Source organism: Streptomyces sp. NBC_01717 (assembly GCF_036248255.1).
In the GTDB taxonomy this organism is placed as follows: Bacteria; Actinomycetota; Actinomycetes; order Streptomycetales; family Streptomycetaceae; genus Streptomyces.
Genome location: NZ_CP109178.1, coordinates 7,135,001 through 7,150,460 on the forward strand (window position 1 = coordinate 7,135,001; position 15,460 = coordinate 7,150,460).

Annotated in this window: 12 protein-coding genes and 2 rRNA genes (1 of these 14 only partly in view); 12 read left to right on the forward strand and 2 right to left on the reverse strand. The window is 68.5% G+C overall.

Annotated elements, in window-relative coordinates:
• The 4 genes from OHB49_RS32340 to OHB49_RS32355 all read left to right on the forward strand — a co-directional run.
• Nucleotides 1–2,902, forward strand: a 23S ribosomal RNA gene (locus tag OHB49_RS32340) (it extends 222 nt beyond the left edge of the window).
• A gap of 108 nt (nt 2,903–3,010) precedes the next feature.
• Nucleotides 3,011–3,127 (forward strand): 5S ribosomal RNA (rrf, locus tag OHB49_RS32345).
• Between the two features lie 254 nt (nt 3,128–3,381).
• The gene (locus OHB49_RS32350) at nt 3,382–4,665 is read left to right on the forward strand and encodes a hypothetical protein (RefSeq protein WP_329166688.1); all 1,284 of its coding nucleotides are present in this window, start codon (nt 3,382–3,384) and stop codon (nt 4,663–4,665) included.
• Complete coding sequence (locus tag OHB49_RS32355) at nt 4,602–5,357, forward strand: tetratricopeptide repeat protein (RefSeq protein ID WP_329166689.1); 756 nt, start codon at nt 4,602–4,604, stop codon at nt 5,355–5,357. Before OHB49_RS32350 ends, OHB49_RS32355 begins: the two co-directional genes overlap by 64 nt.
• 58 nt (nt 5,358–5,415) lie before the next feature.
• Here OHB49_RS32355 and OHB49_RS32360 read toward each other — a convergent pair whose 3' ends face one another.
• A complete protein-coding gene (locus tag OHB49_RS32360; protein WP_329164495.1) occupies nt 5,416–6,693 on the reverse strand; it encodes a DUF1015 domain-containing protein in 1,278 nt (425 codons plus the stop codon).
• Between the two features lie 72 nt (nt 6,694–6,765).
• Between OHB49_RS32360 and OHB49_RS32365 the strand changes: the two genes are divergently transcribed.
• The 4 genes from OHB49_RS32365 (at nt 6,766) to OHB49_RS32380 (ending at nt 10,981) form a co-directional block, all read left to right on the forward strand.
• The gene (locus OHB49_RS32365) at nt 6,766–7,794 is read left to right on the forward strand and encodes an HAD hydrolase-like protein (RefSeq protein WP_329164496.1); all 1,029 of its coding nucleotides are present in this window, start codon (nt 6,766–6,768) and stop codon (nt 7,792–7,794) included.
• Between the two features lie 204 nt (nt 7,795–7,998).
• Nucleotides 7,999–9,009, forward strand: a complete 1,011-nt coding sequence (locus OHB49_RS32370) for a FecCD family ABC transporter permease (protein ID WP_052189991.1) — start codon at nt 7,999–8,001, stop codon at nt 9,007–9,009.
• Between the two features lie 5 nt (nt 9,010–9,014).
• Nucleotides 9,015–10,085 carry a FecCD family ABC transporter permease gene (locus OHB49_RS32375; RefSeq protein ID WP_329166691.1) on the forward strand — a complete coding sequence of 357 codons (1,071 nt, stop codon included), beginning with the start codon at nt 9,015–9,017 and terminating at the stop codon, nt 10,083–10,085.
• Between the two features lie 77 nt (nt 10,086–10,162).
• Complete coding sequence (locus tag OHB49_RS32380; protein WP_030977327.1) at nt 10,163–10,981, forward strand: ABC transporter ATP-binding protein; 819 nt, start codon at nt 10,163–10,165, stop codon at nt 10,979–10,981.
• A 157-nt stretch (nt 10,982–11,138) separates the two neighbouring features.
• Here the strand turns inward: OHB49_RS32380 and OHB49_RS32385 are convergent, their stop codons facing one another.
• Nucleotides 11,139–11,486, reverse strand: a complete 348-nt coding sequence (locus OHB49_RS32385; RefSeq protein WP_030977326.1) for an SCP2 sterol-binding domain-containing protein — start codon at nt 11,484–11,486, stop codon at nt 11,139–11,141.
• Between the two features lie 63 nt (nt 11,487–11,549).
• Here OHB49_RS32385 and OHB49_RS32390 point away from each other — a divergent pair, with 63 nt between their 5' ends.
• The 4 genes from OHB49_RS32390 (at nt 11,550) to recN (ending at nt 15,438) form a co-directional block, all read left to right on the forward strand.
• Entirely contained in the window at nt 11,550–11,849 is a 300-nt protein-coding gene (locus OHB49_RS32390) for a hypothetical protein (RefSeq protein ID WP_199919287.1), read from the forward strand.
• A gap of 7 nt (nt 11,850–11,856) precedes the next feature.
• On the forward strand, nt 11,857–12,672 hold the full coding sequence (locus tag OHB49_RS32395) for a TlyA family RNA methyltransferase (protein ID WP_030977321.1): 816 nt from the start codon (nt 11,857–11,859) through the stop codon (nt 12,670–12,672).
• Complete coding sequence (locus tag OHB49_RS32400; protein ID WP_329164499.1) at nt 12,669–13,574, forward strand: NAD kinase; 906 nt, start codon at nt 12,669–12,671, stop codon at nt 13,572–13,574. The genes OHB49_RS32395 and OHB49_RS32400 overlap by 4 nt, the downstream gene beginning before the upstream one ends.
• 118 nt (nt 13,575–13,692) lie before the next feature.
• Nucleotides 13,693–15,438: a DNA repair protein RecN gene (gene recN, locus OHB49_RS32405; RefSeq protein ID WP_199919286.1), complete on the forward strand. Its 1,746-nt coding sequence runs from the start codon at nt 13,693–13,695 to the stop codon at nt 15,436–15,438.
• Nucleotides 15,439–15,460: the final 22 nt, after the last annotated feature.

The following is a 15,460-nucleotide window of genomic DNA, read 5'->3' on the forward strand; positions in this document are numbered from 1 at the left end:
GAAAACAACCGTGATTCCGGGAGTAGTGGCGAGCGAAACTGGATGAGGCCAAACCGTATGCGTGTGATACCCGGCAGGGGTTGCGCATGCGGGGTTGTGGGATCTCTTTTTCACAGTCTGCCGGCTGTGAGGCGAGTCAGAAACCGTTGATGTAGGCGAAGGACATGCGAAAGGTCCGGCGTAGAGGGTAAGACCCCCGTAGCTGAAACATTAACGGCTCGTTTAAGAGACACCCAAGTAGCACGGGGCCCGAGAAATCCCGTGTGAATCTGGCGGGACCACCCGCTAAGCCTAAATATTCCCTGGTGACCGATAGCGGATAGTACCGTGAGGGAATGGTGAAAAGTACCGCGGGAGCGGAGTGAAATAGTACCTGAAACCGTGTGCCTACAAGCCGTGGGAGCGTCGCTGTTGTTCTTCGGAGCGACAGTCGTGACTGCGTGCCTTTTGAAGAATGAGCCTGCGAGTTTGCGGTGTGTTGCGAGGTTAACCCGTGTGGGGAAGCCGTAGCGAAAGCGAGTCCGAATAGGGCGTTTTAGTAGCACGCTCAAGACCCGAAGCGGAGTGATCTAGCCATGGGCAGGTTGAAGCGGAGGTAAGACTTCGTGGAGGACCGAACCCACCAGGGTTGAAAACCTGGGGGATGACCTGTGGTTAGGGGTGAAAGGCCAATCAAACTCCGTGATAGCTGGTTCTCCCCGAAATGCATTTAGGTGCAGCGTCGTGTGTTTCTTGCCGGAGGTAGAGCACTGGATAGGCGATGGGCCCTACCGGGTTACTGACCTTAGCCAAACTCCGAATGCCGGTAAGTGAGAGCACGGCAGTGAGACTGTGGGGGATAAGCTCCATGGTCGAGAGGGAAACAGCCCAGAGCATCGACTAAGGCCCCTAAGCGTACGCTAAGTGGGAAAGGATGTGGAGTCGCAGAGACAACCAGGAGGTTGGCTTAGAAGCAGCCACCCTTGAAAGAGTGCGTAATAGCTCACTGGTCAAGTGATTCCGCGCCGACAATGTAGCGGGGCTCAAGCGTACCGCCGAAGTCGTGTCATTCCAGCATTAAGGGCCAACGCCTGCTGGGATGGGTAGGGGAGCGTCGTGTGCCGGGTGAAGCAGCCGCGGAAGCGAGTTGTGGACGGTTCACGAGTGAGAATGCAGGCATGAGTAGCGATACACACGTGAGAAACGTGTGCGCCGATTGACTAAGGGTTCCTGGGTCAAGCTGATCTGCCCAGGGTAAGTCGGGACCTAAGGCGAGGCCGACAGGCGTAGTCGATGGACAACCGGTTGATATTCCGGTACCCGCTTTGAAACGCCCAATACTGAATCAGGCGATGCTAAGTCCGTGAAGCCGGCCCGATCTCTTCGGAGTTGAGGGTAGTGGTGGAGCCGACGAACCAGACTTGTACTAGGTAAGCGATGGGGTGACGCAGGAAGGTAGTCCAGCCCGGGCGGTGGTAGTCCCGGGGTAAGGGTGTAGGGCGTGTGATAGGCAAATCCGTCACACATGAGCCTGAGACCTGATGCCGAGCCGATTGTGGTGAAGTGGATGATCCTATGCTGTCGAGAAAAGCCTCTAGCGAGTTTCATGGCGGCCCGTACCCTAAACCGACTCAGGTGGTCAGGTAGAGAATACCGAGGCGTTCGGGTGAACTATGGTTAAGGAACTCGGCAAAATGCCCCCGTAACTTCGGGAGAAGGGGGCCATCACTGGTGATTGGATTTACTCCATGAGCTGGGGGTGGCCGCAGAGACCAGCGAGAAGCGACTGTTTACTAAAAACACAGGTCCGTGCGAAGCCGTAAGGCGATGTATACGGACTGACGCCTGCCCGGTGCTGGAACGTTAAGGGGACCGGTTAGCTGACTTTCGGGTCGGCGAAGCTGAGAACTTAAGCGCCAGTAAACGGCGGTGGTAACTATAACCATCCTAAGGTAGCGAAATTCCTTGTCGGGTAAGTTCCGACCTGCACGAATGGCGTAACGACTTCTCGACTGTCTCAACCATAGGCCCGGTGAAATTGCACTACGAGTAAAGATGCTCGTTTCGCGCAGCAGGACGGAAAGACCCCGGGACCTTTACTACAGTTTGATATTGGTGTTCGGTTCGGCTTGTGTAGGATAGGTGGGAGACTTTGAAGCAGCCACGCCAGTGGTTGTGGAGTCGCCGTTGAAATACCACTCTGGTCGTGCTGGATGTCTAACCTGGGTCCGTGATCCGGATCAGGGACAGTGTCTGATGGGTAGTTTAACTGGGGCGGTTGCCTCCTAAAGAGTAACGGAGGCGCCCAAAGGTTCCCTCAGCCTGGTTGGCAATCAGGTGTTGAGTGTAAGTGCACAAGGGAGCTTGACTGTGAGACCGACGGGTCGAGCAGGGACGAAAGTCGGGACTAGTGATCCGGCAGTGGCTTGTGGAAGCGCTGTCGCTCAACGGATAAAAGGTACCCCGGGGATAACAGGCTGATCTTCCCCAAGAGTCCATATCGACGGGATGGTTTGGCACCTCGATGTCGGCTCGTCGCATCCTGGGGCTGGAGTCGGTCCCAAGGGTTGGGCTGTTCGCCCATTAAAGCGGTACGCGAGCTGGGTTTAGAACGTCGTGAGACAGTTCGGTCCCTATCCGCTGCGCGCGTAGGAATATTGAGAAGGGCTGTCCCTAGTACGAGAGGACCGGGACGGACGAACCTCTGGTGTGCCAGTTGTCCTGCCAAGGGCATGGCTGGTTGGCTACGTTCGGAAAGGATAACCGCTGAAAGCATCTAAGCGGGAAGCCTGCTTCGAGATGAGTGTTCCCACCCCCTTTGAGGGGTTAAGGCTCCCAGTAGACGACTGGGTTGATAGGCCAGATGTGGAAGCCCGGCAACGGGTGGAGCTGACTGGTACTAATAGGCCGAGGGCTTGTCCTCAGTTGCTCGCGTCCACTGTGTTGTTCCCGGGTTGCGAACAGTCGCACCGGTTGAACAGCTTCACTACTTAATTGAAAAGTGTGCTTGTTCGCTAGAACCCGATAGGGTTTCGGTGGTCATTGCGTTAGGGAAACGCCCGGTTACATTCCGAACCCGGAAGCTAAGCCTTTCAGCGCCGATGGTACTGCAGGGGGGACCCTGTGGGAGAGTAGGACGCCGCCGAACAATCTTTCAAGGACCCTTGGTCCCAGCGTTCATGCTGGGACCAAGGGTCCTTTTTGTTTTGTCGAAGCGCGTCGGGTGGCCGACTGCGCGAGAATGTGTGTAGTACCCGAAGACAGGAGTTCCACCCATGTCCACCAACTCTCCCGACGATCGTTCGGAGCGCGAGCCGCGTCGCCGGGACGGTGGTGACCGGGGCGGCTTCCGGGGTGGTCGCGACGACCGGTCCGGCAGCCCGCGTCGGGACAACGACCGTGGTGGCAACCGCCGTGACGACGGCCGGCCGACGAGCGGCGGTGCCGGTGGTGCCGGTGGTGGCTTCCGTCGCGATGACCGTGATCGCGGGCCGCGTCGTGATGACAGCCGTGGCGGTGGCTCCGGTGGTGGGTTCCGTCGCGATGACAGCCGTGGTGGCGGTACCGGTGGCAGGTTCCCTCGGGACGACCGTGGTGGCGGTTCCGGTGGTGGGTTCCGTCGCGATGACAGCCGTGGTGGCTCCGCCGGTGGCGGGTTCCGTCGGGATGATCGTGCGCCGCGGCGTGATGACGACCGTGGTGGGCGTCCCGGTGGTGGCTTCGAGCGCCGTGACGACCGGCCGCGTGGGCCCCGCCGGGACGACGACAGCCGCAGCGGCGGCTTCCGCCGCGACGACAGTCGGCCCTCGAGTGGCGGCGACCGAGGCGGGTTCCGCCGTGACGACAGCCGCGGTGGCGGCGCCGGCGGTGGTTTCCGTCGCGATGACAGCCGTGGCGGTTCCGGTGGCGGGTTCCGTCGTGACGACAGCCGTGGTGGCTCCGCCGGTGGTGGGTTCCGTCGGGATGATCGTGCGCCGCGGCGTGACGATGAGCGTGGTGGGCGTCCCGGTGGTGGCTTCGAGCGCCGTGACGACCGGCCGCGTGGGCCCCGCCGGGACGACGACAGCCGCAGCGGCGGCTTCCGCCGCGACGACAGTCGGCCCTCGAGTGGCGGCGACCGAGGCGGGTTCCGCCGTGACGACAGCCGCGGTGGCGGCGCCGGTGGCGGGTTCCGTCGCGATGACAGCCGTGGCGGTTCCGGCGGTGGCTTCCGTCGTGACGACAGCCGCGGTGGCGGTGCCGGCAGGTTCCCTCGTGATGATCGTGCGCCGCGGCGTGACGACGACCGTGGTGGGTACCGTGGGCCGCGGCGTGATGATGAGCGTGGTGGGCGTCCCGGTGGTGGCTTCGAGCGCCGTGACGACCGGCCGCGTGGGCCCCGTCGCGACGACGACAGCCGCAGCGGTGGTTTCCGCCGCGATGACAGTCGGCCCTCGAGTGGCGGTGACCGAGGCGGGTTCCGCCGAGACGACAGCCGTGGTGGCGGTGGATACCGCGGGCAGCGGGACGACCGTGACCGGAGTGGTTCCCGCGGCCGTGACGACCGAGGTGGCTTCGACCGGCGCGACGACCGTGGTGGCTTCGACCGGCGCGACGACCGCGACCGGGAGCCGATCAAGCGGATTCCGATTCCTGACGACGTCACCGGTGACGAGATCGACAAGGACGTGCGTCAGGAGCTGCTGAGCCTGCCGAAGACCCTGGCCGAGGATGTTGCCAGGAACCTCGTCATGGTTGCCCGGCTCATCGACGAGGACCCCGAGCAGGCCTATGCGTACTCGCGTATCGCGCTGCGGCTGGCCTCGCGGGTGGCTGCTGTGCGTGAGGCGGCCGGCTTTGCCGCGTACGCGACGCAGAAGTACGCGGAGGCGCTGGCCGAGTTCCGGGCGGCGAAGCGGATGACCGGTTCCGTGGAACTGTGGCCCGTCATGGCCGACTGCGAGCGTGGACTCGGGCGGCCCGAGCGGGCGATGGCCATGGCCGGCGAGCCCGAGGTGCAGAAGCTGGACAAGGCCGGGCAGGTCGAGATGCGTCTGGTGGCGGCCGGGGCCCGTAGGGACATGGGGCAGATCGATGCCGCCATCGTCACCCTGCAGAGCTCCGAGCTGGCCTCGAACGCCGTGCACCCGTGGACGCCGCGGCTGCGCTATGCGTACGCGGATGCGCTGCTGGCCGCGGGGCGCGAGGACGAGGCTCGTGAGTGGTTCGCGAAGACCGTGGAGGCCGACAAGGACGGCTCCACCGATGCGTCGGACCGGCTCGCCGAGCTGGACGGTGTCGAGTTCGTCGATGCTCTCGGCGAGGACCACGACGCCGACGACGCCGATGGGACGGCCGGTCTCGATGCCGATGATGAAGGCTCGGCGGACAAGGCCTAGGACATGAGAAGAGGGCGGCATCCCGACAGGGGTGCCGCCCTCCTTTTTGTCTCCGGCCTCAGTCGAGGGTGAGGCTGCGCAGGACCAGGCCCGAGGCCGGCTTGGGGCCGAACGAGGTGGACTTGCGCGGCATGGTGACGCCCTGCCGGGCCAGGTCCCGGACGACTTCCTCCCGTACCGGATGCATCAGGACAGCGGTGGCGTTGTGGCGCTCGGCCTGGTCCACGGCCGCCTCGGTGTCGTGTATGTACGCGATGTGTTCCGGGGTGTCCGGGATCTGCCACACATGGTCGAGAAGGGTCGCGTGCAGCACCGTCGCGTCGAGGGCGCGCCAGGCGGGTGGGCGGTCGGCCGGGACGGTGCGGGTCAGCAGCTCCTTGTCCGGGCGGTCGACGAGGTGGAAGCGGCCGTCACCGGCGAGCAGGAAGGCGTTGCCTTCGGCGGCCGCCTCGGCGAGGGCGTCGAGGGCCACGGGGAGCGGCCCCTCGATGTCCCGGATGCGGAAGGCGCCGTTCAGAGCGGCCAGCGCGTCGGCGACCGGGAGGCGGTGCAGCAGTCGGTGGATGGCGCGGACCCGCAGCGGGTAGCGGGCCGTGTCGACCAGGAGGACCAGGCCGAAGTCCCAGGGGCCGGGAACCGTGTGTTCCTGCTGGAGACGGAGGTACGTGGCCCAGCGGTGGTGGCCGTCGGCGATGAGCGCCTGGTGTCGGGCGAGATCGGTTTCGATCTCGGACCGGTCGGCCGGGTCGGTGACCGCCCAGAGCCGGTGGCAGTAGCCGTCCTCCGTGGTGGTGGCGAGCAGCGGCGGCCGGTGGATGGTGCGCTCGATGACGGCGGTCGCGCCGGTCGGGTGACCCTCGCTGCGGTAGGTCAGCAGGAGCGGTTCGAGGTGGGCGGCTGTGGTCCGCATCAGGTCGGCCCGGTCCTCGACGACATGGGCCATCACGTCCTCGTGCGGCAGCACGATGCCGTCGGCGGGGGCGGAGAGCGCCAGTGCCCCGACGATGCCGCGTTGCAGGATCTCGCCGTTGTGCTGCTCGTAGACATAGAGCGCGGGCTCGGGCTCGGGGGCGAGTATGCCCTCGTCGAGCCAGCGGTTCAGGGTCTCGGCAGCCTGCTCATTGCGTGCGGCGGCCGTGTCGGCCTGCGGCAGTATCAGCCGGACGATGTTGTACGGGTCCGCGGATTCCAGGTGGTGCAGCCCGTCGGGGCGCACGACGACGTCGTACGGCGGTGAGGTCACCGCGGCGAGACTGCCTACCCGCTCGGGGACGTAGCGCAGTCCACGGAACGGGATCAGGCGCAGTCCCTGGTCGGCGGGACCTGGTGTGTTCATTTCTGCATCGTATGTGCGTTGCGGGGATGAGCGATGATCGGGGGAGAAGCATGCAATGAGGAGCGTAGAAATATGAGTCAGGCGAGCAGGACCCGGCCGAGCGGGAGCAGCACCGCGCTGAGCGAGGCGTACGACACGGCTCTGCTCGATCTTGACGGGGTGGTGTACGCGGGCGGCGCTGCGATCGCCCATGCCGTCGACTCGCTGGGTGCCGCGCGGGACGGCGGGATGCATCTCGCGTACGTCACCAACAACGCGCTGCGCACACCGGCCGCGGTGGCGGAGCATCTGACCGAACTCGGGGTACCGGCGGAGTCCGCCGATGTGATCACCTCGGCGCAGGCGGTGGCCCGGCTGATGGCAGATCAGCTGCCGGCCGGGGCTCGGGTGCTCGTGGTCGGGGGAGAGGGTCTGAGGGCCGCGCTGCTCGAGCGCGGTCTGGTGCCGGTGGAGTCGGCGGACGACGATCCGGTGGCGGTGGCGCAGGGATACGGGGGCCCCGATATGACGTGGGGGCGGTTCGCTGAGGCTGCGTACGCGATTGCCCGGGGGGTGCCGTGGTTCGCGTCCAACACCGATCTGACGATTCCGAGTGCGCGGGGGATCGCGCCGGGCAATGGTGCGGCGGTCGAGGTCGTACGGATCGCCACCGGTGCCGAGCCGCAGGTGGCCGGGAAGCCGTTGCCTCCGATGCACCGGGAGACGGTGCTGCGGACCGGGGCGAAGCGGCCGCTGGTGGTCGGGGACCGGCTGGACACGGACATCGAGGGTGCGTTCAACGGCGGTGTGGACTCGCTCCTCGTGCTCACCGGGGTCACGGACGCGAGGCAGCTGGTGGCGGCCGAGCCCAGGCACCGGCCGACATATGTCGATGCGGACCTGCGGGGGCTGCTGACCGGGCAGCCCGAGGTGACCGAGACCGCCGGCGGGTTCGGCTGCGGTGGCTGGACGGCCGCGGTGCGCGGCGACGATCTGGTGCTGGAGGGCGACGGGGAGGTGCTCGACGGGCTGCGGGCGCTGTGCGGGGCTGCCTGGACGTACGCGGGTGAGGGTGCCTGCGGGCTGGACGCGGGGAAGGCCGTCGCCAGGCTCGGGCTGTAGGGCGTCGTTTGGGATCCGCTACTCGGCGGGCGCGTCCGGGAGTTCGCCGGGTGGCCGATCCTTGCGGGATGAATCGGGCGTAACCGGCGACGCGTTGTGTGCGCGGGAAGCCACGCGGCTCGCCGGCTTTGGAGGGTAGGCTAACCTAACCTCGTGTTGGTCGAGAGCCCCCCAGAGCCGAGCGCAGGTCCGATAGCCGCGCCGGTGACATCCGCGTCCCCAGGGCGCCCTGCGATACGTGCCGTGGGACTGCTGCTCGCCGTGGTCGCGCTGGTGCTGGTATGCCTCGCGAGTATCGCGATCGGCGCCAAGGCGCTGCCGCTCGGCGATGTCTGGCACGGTCTGTTCCACGCCTCCGGAACCCATGGCGATGTCCTCGTACGTGACGTGCGCATCCCGCGGACCGTGCTCGGGCTGATCGTCGGTACCGCGCTCGGCCTCGCCGGTGCGGTGATGCAGGCCCTGACCCGTAATCCGCTGGCCGAGCCCGGACTGCTGGGGGTCAACGCGGGCGCGTCGGCAGCCGTCGTATCCGCCATCACCTTCTTCGGTGTCACCTCGCTGACCGGATACGTCTGGTTCGCGTTCCTCGGTGCCGCGATCGTGTCGGCGGTGGTGTACCTCCTCGGCGGCAGCCGGTCCGCGACCCCTGTACGACTCGCGCTCGCCGGTACCGCGGCCAGCGCCGCACTGTTCGGCTACGTCAACGCCGTACAGCTGCTGGACGCGGCGGCGCTCGACCGGCTGCGGTTCTGGACGGTCGGGTCGCTGGCCTCGGCGAACATGGAGACCGTCGGCAAGGTATGGCCGTTCATAGCGGTCGGCGTCGTCCTCTCGCTGCTCATCGCCCGGCCGCTGAACGCCCTGGAGATGGGCGACGACACCGCCAGGGCGCTCGGCGCCCATCTGGTCCGCACCCGCGTCCTCGCGATGCTCGCCGTCACTCTGCTCTGCGGGGCCGCGACCGCCGCCTGCGGGCCGATCGTCTTCATCGGGCTGATGATCCCGCACCTGGTGCGCGCCATCACCGGGCCCGACATGCGGTGGATCCTGCCGTACGCGGCCGTGCTCTCGCCGGCGCTGCTGCTCGGCGCGGACGTGGTGGGGCGGGTGATCGCCCGGCCGTCCGAGCTGCAGGTCGGCATCGTGACCGCACTGCTCGGCGGGCCCGTCTTCATCCATCTCGTACGTCGCAAGAGGATGGCCCAGCTGTGAAGGCTATGAAGACCCGTACGAAGGATGGAACCGGCGCGGTCCGGTCGATGCGGGCCGTGCGGACCCGCGGGGGGTTCTCCTTCCGGGTGGACGTCCGGGCGCTCGTGGTGATCGTGGTGCTCGCCGTGGTGGCGGCCGGAGCCGGGATCGTGCTGATCGGCAGCGGCGACTACGCCATGACGCCCGGCGAGGTCGTGAGCACGCTGTTCGGGCACGGCACCTTCCAGCAGGAGTTCATCGTCACCGACCTGCGGCTGCCACGGGTCCTCGTCGGGCTGCTGGTCGGCGCGGCCCTGGGGGTCGGCGGAGCCGTGTTCCAGACCATCTCCCGCAATCCGCTCGGCAGCCCCGACGTACTCGGCTTCGGTCAGGGCGCCACGGTCGGGGCGCTGGCGGTGATCGTCCTCTTCCAGGGCGGCGCTGCCGTGGTCGCGGGCGGCGCCGTGGTCGGCGGGCTGGTCACCGGGGTCGTCGTCTACCTGCTCGCCTGGAAGCGCGGGATGCACGGCTACCGGCTGGTGCTCGTCGGCATCGGCTCGGCCGCGATGCTCACCGCTGCCGCCCAGTATCTGATCACCAAGGCCAACCTGGTCGACGCGACCCGTGCCGTCGTCTGGATGACCGGCTCGCTCGACGGGCGCGACTGGGCGCAGGTCTGGCCGCTGCTGGTGGTGTGCGGCCTGCTCATTCCACTGGTGCTCGGGCACGGGCGGGCGCTGCGCATGATGGAGATGGGCGACGACGCCGCGTACGCCCTGGGTGTACGGGTGGAACGCACCCGGCTCGTCCTGATGGGCTGCGCCGTACTGCTCGTCGCCGTCGCCACCGCCGCGGCCGGCCCGATCACCTTCGTTTCGCTGAGCGCCCCGCAGCTGGCCCGTCGGCTCACTCGCTCGCCCGGACCCAATCTGGCGCCCGCCGCCTTCATGGGCGCCGCACTTCTGCTTGTCGCCGACTGGATCGCGATGGACGCCTTCGGCGACCGGCAACTGCCGGTCGGCGTCGTCACCGGGGTGCTCGGTGGCTGCTACCTGCTGTGGCTGCTCGTCTCCGAGCGCAAGGCGGGGCGGATATGAGGGCCCGCCGGACAGTGAATCCGCCCCGTGACGCCAGTACATCGACGACCCTTCCCACCGACTCCGGGAGTACGACCATGCAGCGCCTCACCGCGGACTCGGTGACCCTCGGCTACGACCAGCGGGTCATCGCGGAGAACCTCTCGGTCGAGATCCCCGACAACTCGTTCACCGTGATCGTCGGCCCCAACGCCTGTGGGAAGTCCACACTGTTGCGGGCGCTGTCCCGGATGCTCAAGCCGAGCCGGGGACAGGTGCTGCTGGACGGCAGGACGATCCATGGCATGCCGGCGAAGAAGGTCGCGAAGACTCTGGGGCTGCTGCCGCAGTCCTCGATCGCGCCGGACGGCATCACCGTCGCCGACCTGGTTGCGCGCGGCCGGTATCCGCATCAGGGGCTGCTGCGGCAGTGGTCACCGGAGGACGAACGCATTGTCGAGGAATCGATGATGTCCACCGGTGTCGCCGAGCTTGCGGATCGCTATGTCGACGAATTGTCCGGCGGGCAGCGACAGCGGGTCTGGATCGCGATGGCGCTCGCTCAGGAGACGCCGCTGCTGCTGCTGGACGAGCCGACTACGTACCTCGACATCCAGCACCAGATCGATGTCCTCGACCTGTGCGCGGAACTGCACGAGACGCGGGGGCGCACGCTGGTCGCCGTGCTGCACGATCTGAACCACGCCGCGCGCTATGCCACGCATCTGATCGCCATGCGCCAGGGCGAGATCATCGCCGAGGGGGCGCCGGGGGACGTGGTCACGGCGGAGCTCGTGGAGCGGGTGTTCGGGCTGCGGTGCCAGGTGATCGATGATCCGGAGACGGGGACGCCCTTGGTGGTCCCGGCCGCGCGCAGCGCGCGGCGCGCGCGGGTGGTCGATTCGGTGGGCGCCTGAACGGCGGCGGGTGTGGTGCTGCGGTGGTTCGCGCGACCCGCGGGCGTGCTTCGTCGTCGAGCGCCGGACGGGCTTGAGGCCGCCCGGCGTGCGCCGTTGGAGCGGGGTGGGGCCGATGCGGGCGGGGGCCTTCTGCCCTCGACCGCCGGCGCCGGGGTCACAGCAGTGTTCTGAGGCGCAGAAGGTCTCGGAAGCCTGCTTCCAGGCGGACTCTGCCCGAGCCCCAGGCCCGCGCGAAGTTCAGTTCGCCGTTCACCATGGCCACCAGGTCGTCGCCGGTCATCGTGAGACGGATCTCGGCCTTCTCCACCGGTGGGCCCTCGATCGTGTCCAGTACCTCGATCCGGCCATCCTTGAGACGGCCGGTGAAGGTGATTGCGAGGTCCTTGATGTGACAGCTCAGCGAGCGGTCCAGGGCGGCCGCGCTGCGCACGTCGCCCTCGGCCGTCGTGAGGTTGTCGGAAAGTCTGTCGAGTGCGCTGCGGCACTCCGCCATGGTCGCCATCGTGATCGACGGTACCTCAGCCCTTCGCGGTAGCGTTTCCGCCCTTCGCGGTAGCGTTTCCGCATGAGCGACTTGATGCCGGAGCCCGCAGCGGTGCCCGGGGAGCAGGATGGGACGGCCGGGCCCGCTCCCGACCCCGCCGCCCCCGGGCCCCTCGGCGTCGTGCGCACGCCCACCGGAAACGCCGAGGTGGACGCGCGGCTGGAGCGGCTGGCGGATGCGGACCACCTCCCGGCGGACGGACACATCGAGGTGTACGAGGATGTACACAGTGGGCTGCGCGATGCGCTGACCGCGCTGGACGCCCGGCCCGCACCCGCACCGGTACCCGCACCGATGCCCTCGTACAACAACAGGAGCTGAACCGAACGTGGCAGGAGTGGCACGTCGCCGCCTCGACGCCGAGCTGGTACGCCGTAATCTCGCCCGCTCTCGGGAGCACGCGAGCCAGCTGATCGCCGCAGGGCGGGTGACCGTCGGCGGCAACACCGCGACCAAACCCGCCACCCAGGTCGAGACCAGCGCCGCGGTCGTCGTCACCAAGGACGACAGCGACCCCGAGTACGTCTCGCGCGGCGGGCACAAGCTCGCGGGCGCCCTCGCCGCCTTCGTACCCCTCGGGCTGAAGATCGAGGGGCGGCGGGCGCTGGACGCCGGGGCGTCGACCGGCGGCTTCACCGACGTACTGCTGCGGGCCGGAGTCGGCCATGTCGTCGCCGTCGACGTCGGCTACGGACAGCTCGCCTGGTCGCTGCAGTCCGATGAACGCGTCACCGTCAAGGACCGTACCAACGTGCGGGAACTGACGCTGGAGGCGATCGACGGGAAGGCGGTGGACCTGGTGGTCGGCGATCTGTCGTTCATCCCGCTGGGGCTCGTACTGCCCGCTCTGGCGCGCTGCGCCGCCCCCGACGCGGACCTGGTCCTGATGGTCAAGCCGCAGTTCGAGGTCGGCAAGGAGCGGCTCGGCAGCGGTGGTGTGGTGCGCAGCCCGGAGCTGCGGGCCGAAGCGGTACGGGAGGTGGCGCGCCGGGCCTGGGCGCTGGGGCTCGGAGTGCGCGGGGTGACCGCGAGCCCGCTGCCCGGGCCGTCCGGCAATGTCGAGTACTTTCTGTGGCTGCGGGCCGGAGCACCGGAACTGGATCCCGCGGATGTCGACCGTGCAGTGGCGGAGGGGCCTCGTTGACGACGAATGCGGCACGAACTGTCTTTCTTTTGGCACACACCGGCAGGCCGGCCGCGATCCGAAGCGCCGAGCTCGTCGTACAAGGGCTGCTGCGCAGTGGACTCGGGGTAAGGGTCCTTGCCGCAGAGGCCGCCGATCTGCCGCTCCCACCGTCCGTGGAGACGGTCGAGGACGCCACGCCCGGGGCCGTGGACGGCTGTGAGCTGCTGGTCGTGCTCGGCGGGGACGGCACGCTGCTGCGTGGCGCGGAGATCTCCCGGGCCTCCGGGGTGCCGATGCTCGGCGTCAACCTCGGCCGGGTCGGCTTCCTCGCCGAGGCCGAGCGCGACGACCTGGACAAGGTGGTCGACCGGGTCGTCACCCGCGCGTACACGGTCGAGGAGCGCATGACGATCGATGTCCTGGTGCACAGCAACGGGGACATCGTCCACACCGACTGGGCGCTCAACGAAGCGGCCGTGCAGAAGGTGTCGCCCGAGCGGATGCTCGAAGTCGTCCTGGAGATCGACGGCCGGCCGGTCACCGGATTCGGCTGTGACGGGATCGTCTGTGCGACGCCGACCGGGTCGACGGCGTACGCGTTCTCGGCCGGCGGACCGGTGGTGTGGCCGGAGGTCGAGGCGCTGCTGATGGTGCCGATCAGCGCCCATGCCCTGTTCGCGAAGCCGCTGGTGACGTCGCCGACCTCGGTGCTCGCCGTCGAGGTCCAGCCGCACACGCCGCACGGGGTGCTGTGGTGCGACGGACGCAGGACCGTGGAACTGCCGGCCGGTGCGCGCGTCGAGGTCCGGCGCGGCACGGTGCCCGTACGGCTGGCGCGGCTGCACCATGCCTCGTTCACGGACCGGCTGGTGGCGAAGTTCGCGCTGCCGGTCTCGGGGTGGCGGGGCGCCCCCCACTGATCGCTCGTGGTGTGCCGGATGACGGCTCCGGAACCGCAGGTCGTGGCCGCACGGCGCACGGGAGAGTGAATCCGCGGCCGGGGCCCGTCGCACAGCGGGGCCCGGACCTCGTAAGGTCGTGTCCGTGTTGGAGGAGATGCGGATACGGTCGCTCGGGGTCATCGACGACGCGGTGGTGGAGCTGTCACCCGGTTTCACCGCGGTGACGGGTGAGACCGGCGCGGGCAAGACCATGGTCGTCACCAGCCTGGGACTGCTGCTCGGCGGGCGCGCCGACCCCGCCCTGGTGCGGGTCGGAGCCAAAGCTGCTGTCGTCGAAGGACGGATCACGGTGTCCGCCGGTGACACGGCCGCGGTGCGGGCCGAGGAGGCGGGAGCCGAACTCGACGACGGTGCGCTGCTGATCAGCCGTACCGTTTCCGCTGAGGGGCGCTCGCGCGCCCATCTCGGCGGCAGGTCCGTGCCGGTGGGTGTGCTCGCCGAACTCGCGGACGAACTCGTGGCCGTGCACGGCCAGACCGACCAGCAGGGGCTGCTCAAGCCCGCCCGGCAGCGGCAGGCCCTGGACCGGTACGCGGGCGACGGAGTCGCCGTGCCGCACGCCAAGTACGCGGCGGCGTACCGGCGGCTGCGGGCCGTGGTCACGGAGCTCGACGAGCTGACCACGCGCGCTCGCGAACGCGCCCAGGAAGCGGATCTGCTGCGCTTCGGGCTCGGTGAGATCGCCGGGGTCGAACCGCTCCCCGGCGAGGACACCGACCTGGCCGCCGAAGCCGAGCGGCTCGGCCACGCCGAAGCGCTCGCCTCCGCCGCGGCCCTCGCGCACGCCGCGCTCGCGGGCAACCCGGAGGACCAGGAGGCCGTCGACGCGACGACCGTCGTCGCGGCCGCCGGACGGTCGCTGGACGCCGTCCGCGCCCACGACCCGGCGCTGGCCGCGCTCGCCGACCGGATCGGTGAGATCTCCATCCTGCTCGCGGATGTGGCGGGCGAACTGGCTGGATACGCCGATCAGCTGGACGCCGACCCGCTGCGGCTCGCCGCGGTGGAGGAGCGGCGCGCCGCGCTCACCGGGCTCACCCGCAAGTACGGCGAGGACATCGCCGCCGTCCTCGCCTGGGCCGAGGACGGTGCCGACCGGCTCACCGAGCTGGAGGGCGACGACGACCGGATCGGCGAGCTGACCGCGGAACGGGACGCACTGCGGGCCGAACTCTCCGACCTCGGACAGGCGTTGACCGATGCACGGACTGCGGCGGCGGCACTCTTCGCCGAAGCGGTGACCGCGGAGCTGGCCTCGCTCGCCATGCCGCACGCCCGGGTCTCCTTCGACATCCGGCAGACCGACGCGGCGGACGAGGCGTCCGGCATCGAGATCGGCGGCCGGAGCGTCGTCTACGGTCCGTCCGGCGCCGACGACGTCGAGCTGCTGCTGGCACCGCACCCCGGTGCCCAGCCCCGGCCGATCGCCAAGGGGGCTTCGGGCGGTGAGCTGTCCCGGGTGATGCTGGCCGTCGAGGTGGTCTTCGCGGGCTCCGACCCCGTACCCACGTATCTCTTCGACGAGGTCGACGCGGGTGTCGGCGGCAAGGCGGCCGTCGAGGTGGGGCGGCGGCTGGCGAAGCTCGCCAGGTCCGCACAGGTGGTCGTCGTCACGCACCTGCCGCAGGTGGCGGCTTTCGCCGACCGCCAACTGCTGGTCGAGAAGACGGTCGACGGCTCGGTGACCAGCAGTGGTGTCAAGGTCCTGGAAGGCGAGGAGCGGGTACGGGAACTGTCCCGGATGCTTGCGGGGCAGGAGGACTCGGAGACGGCCCGGGCGCACGCCGAAGAACTGCTGGCCGCGGCGCGGGCGGACGGGTAGGGGCGGCGCGACGCCCTGGAGC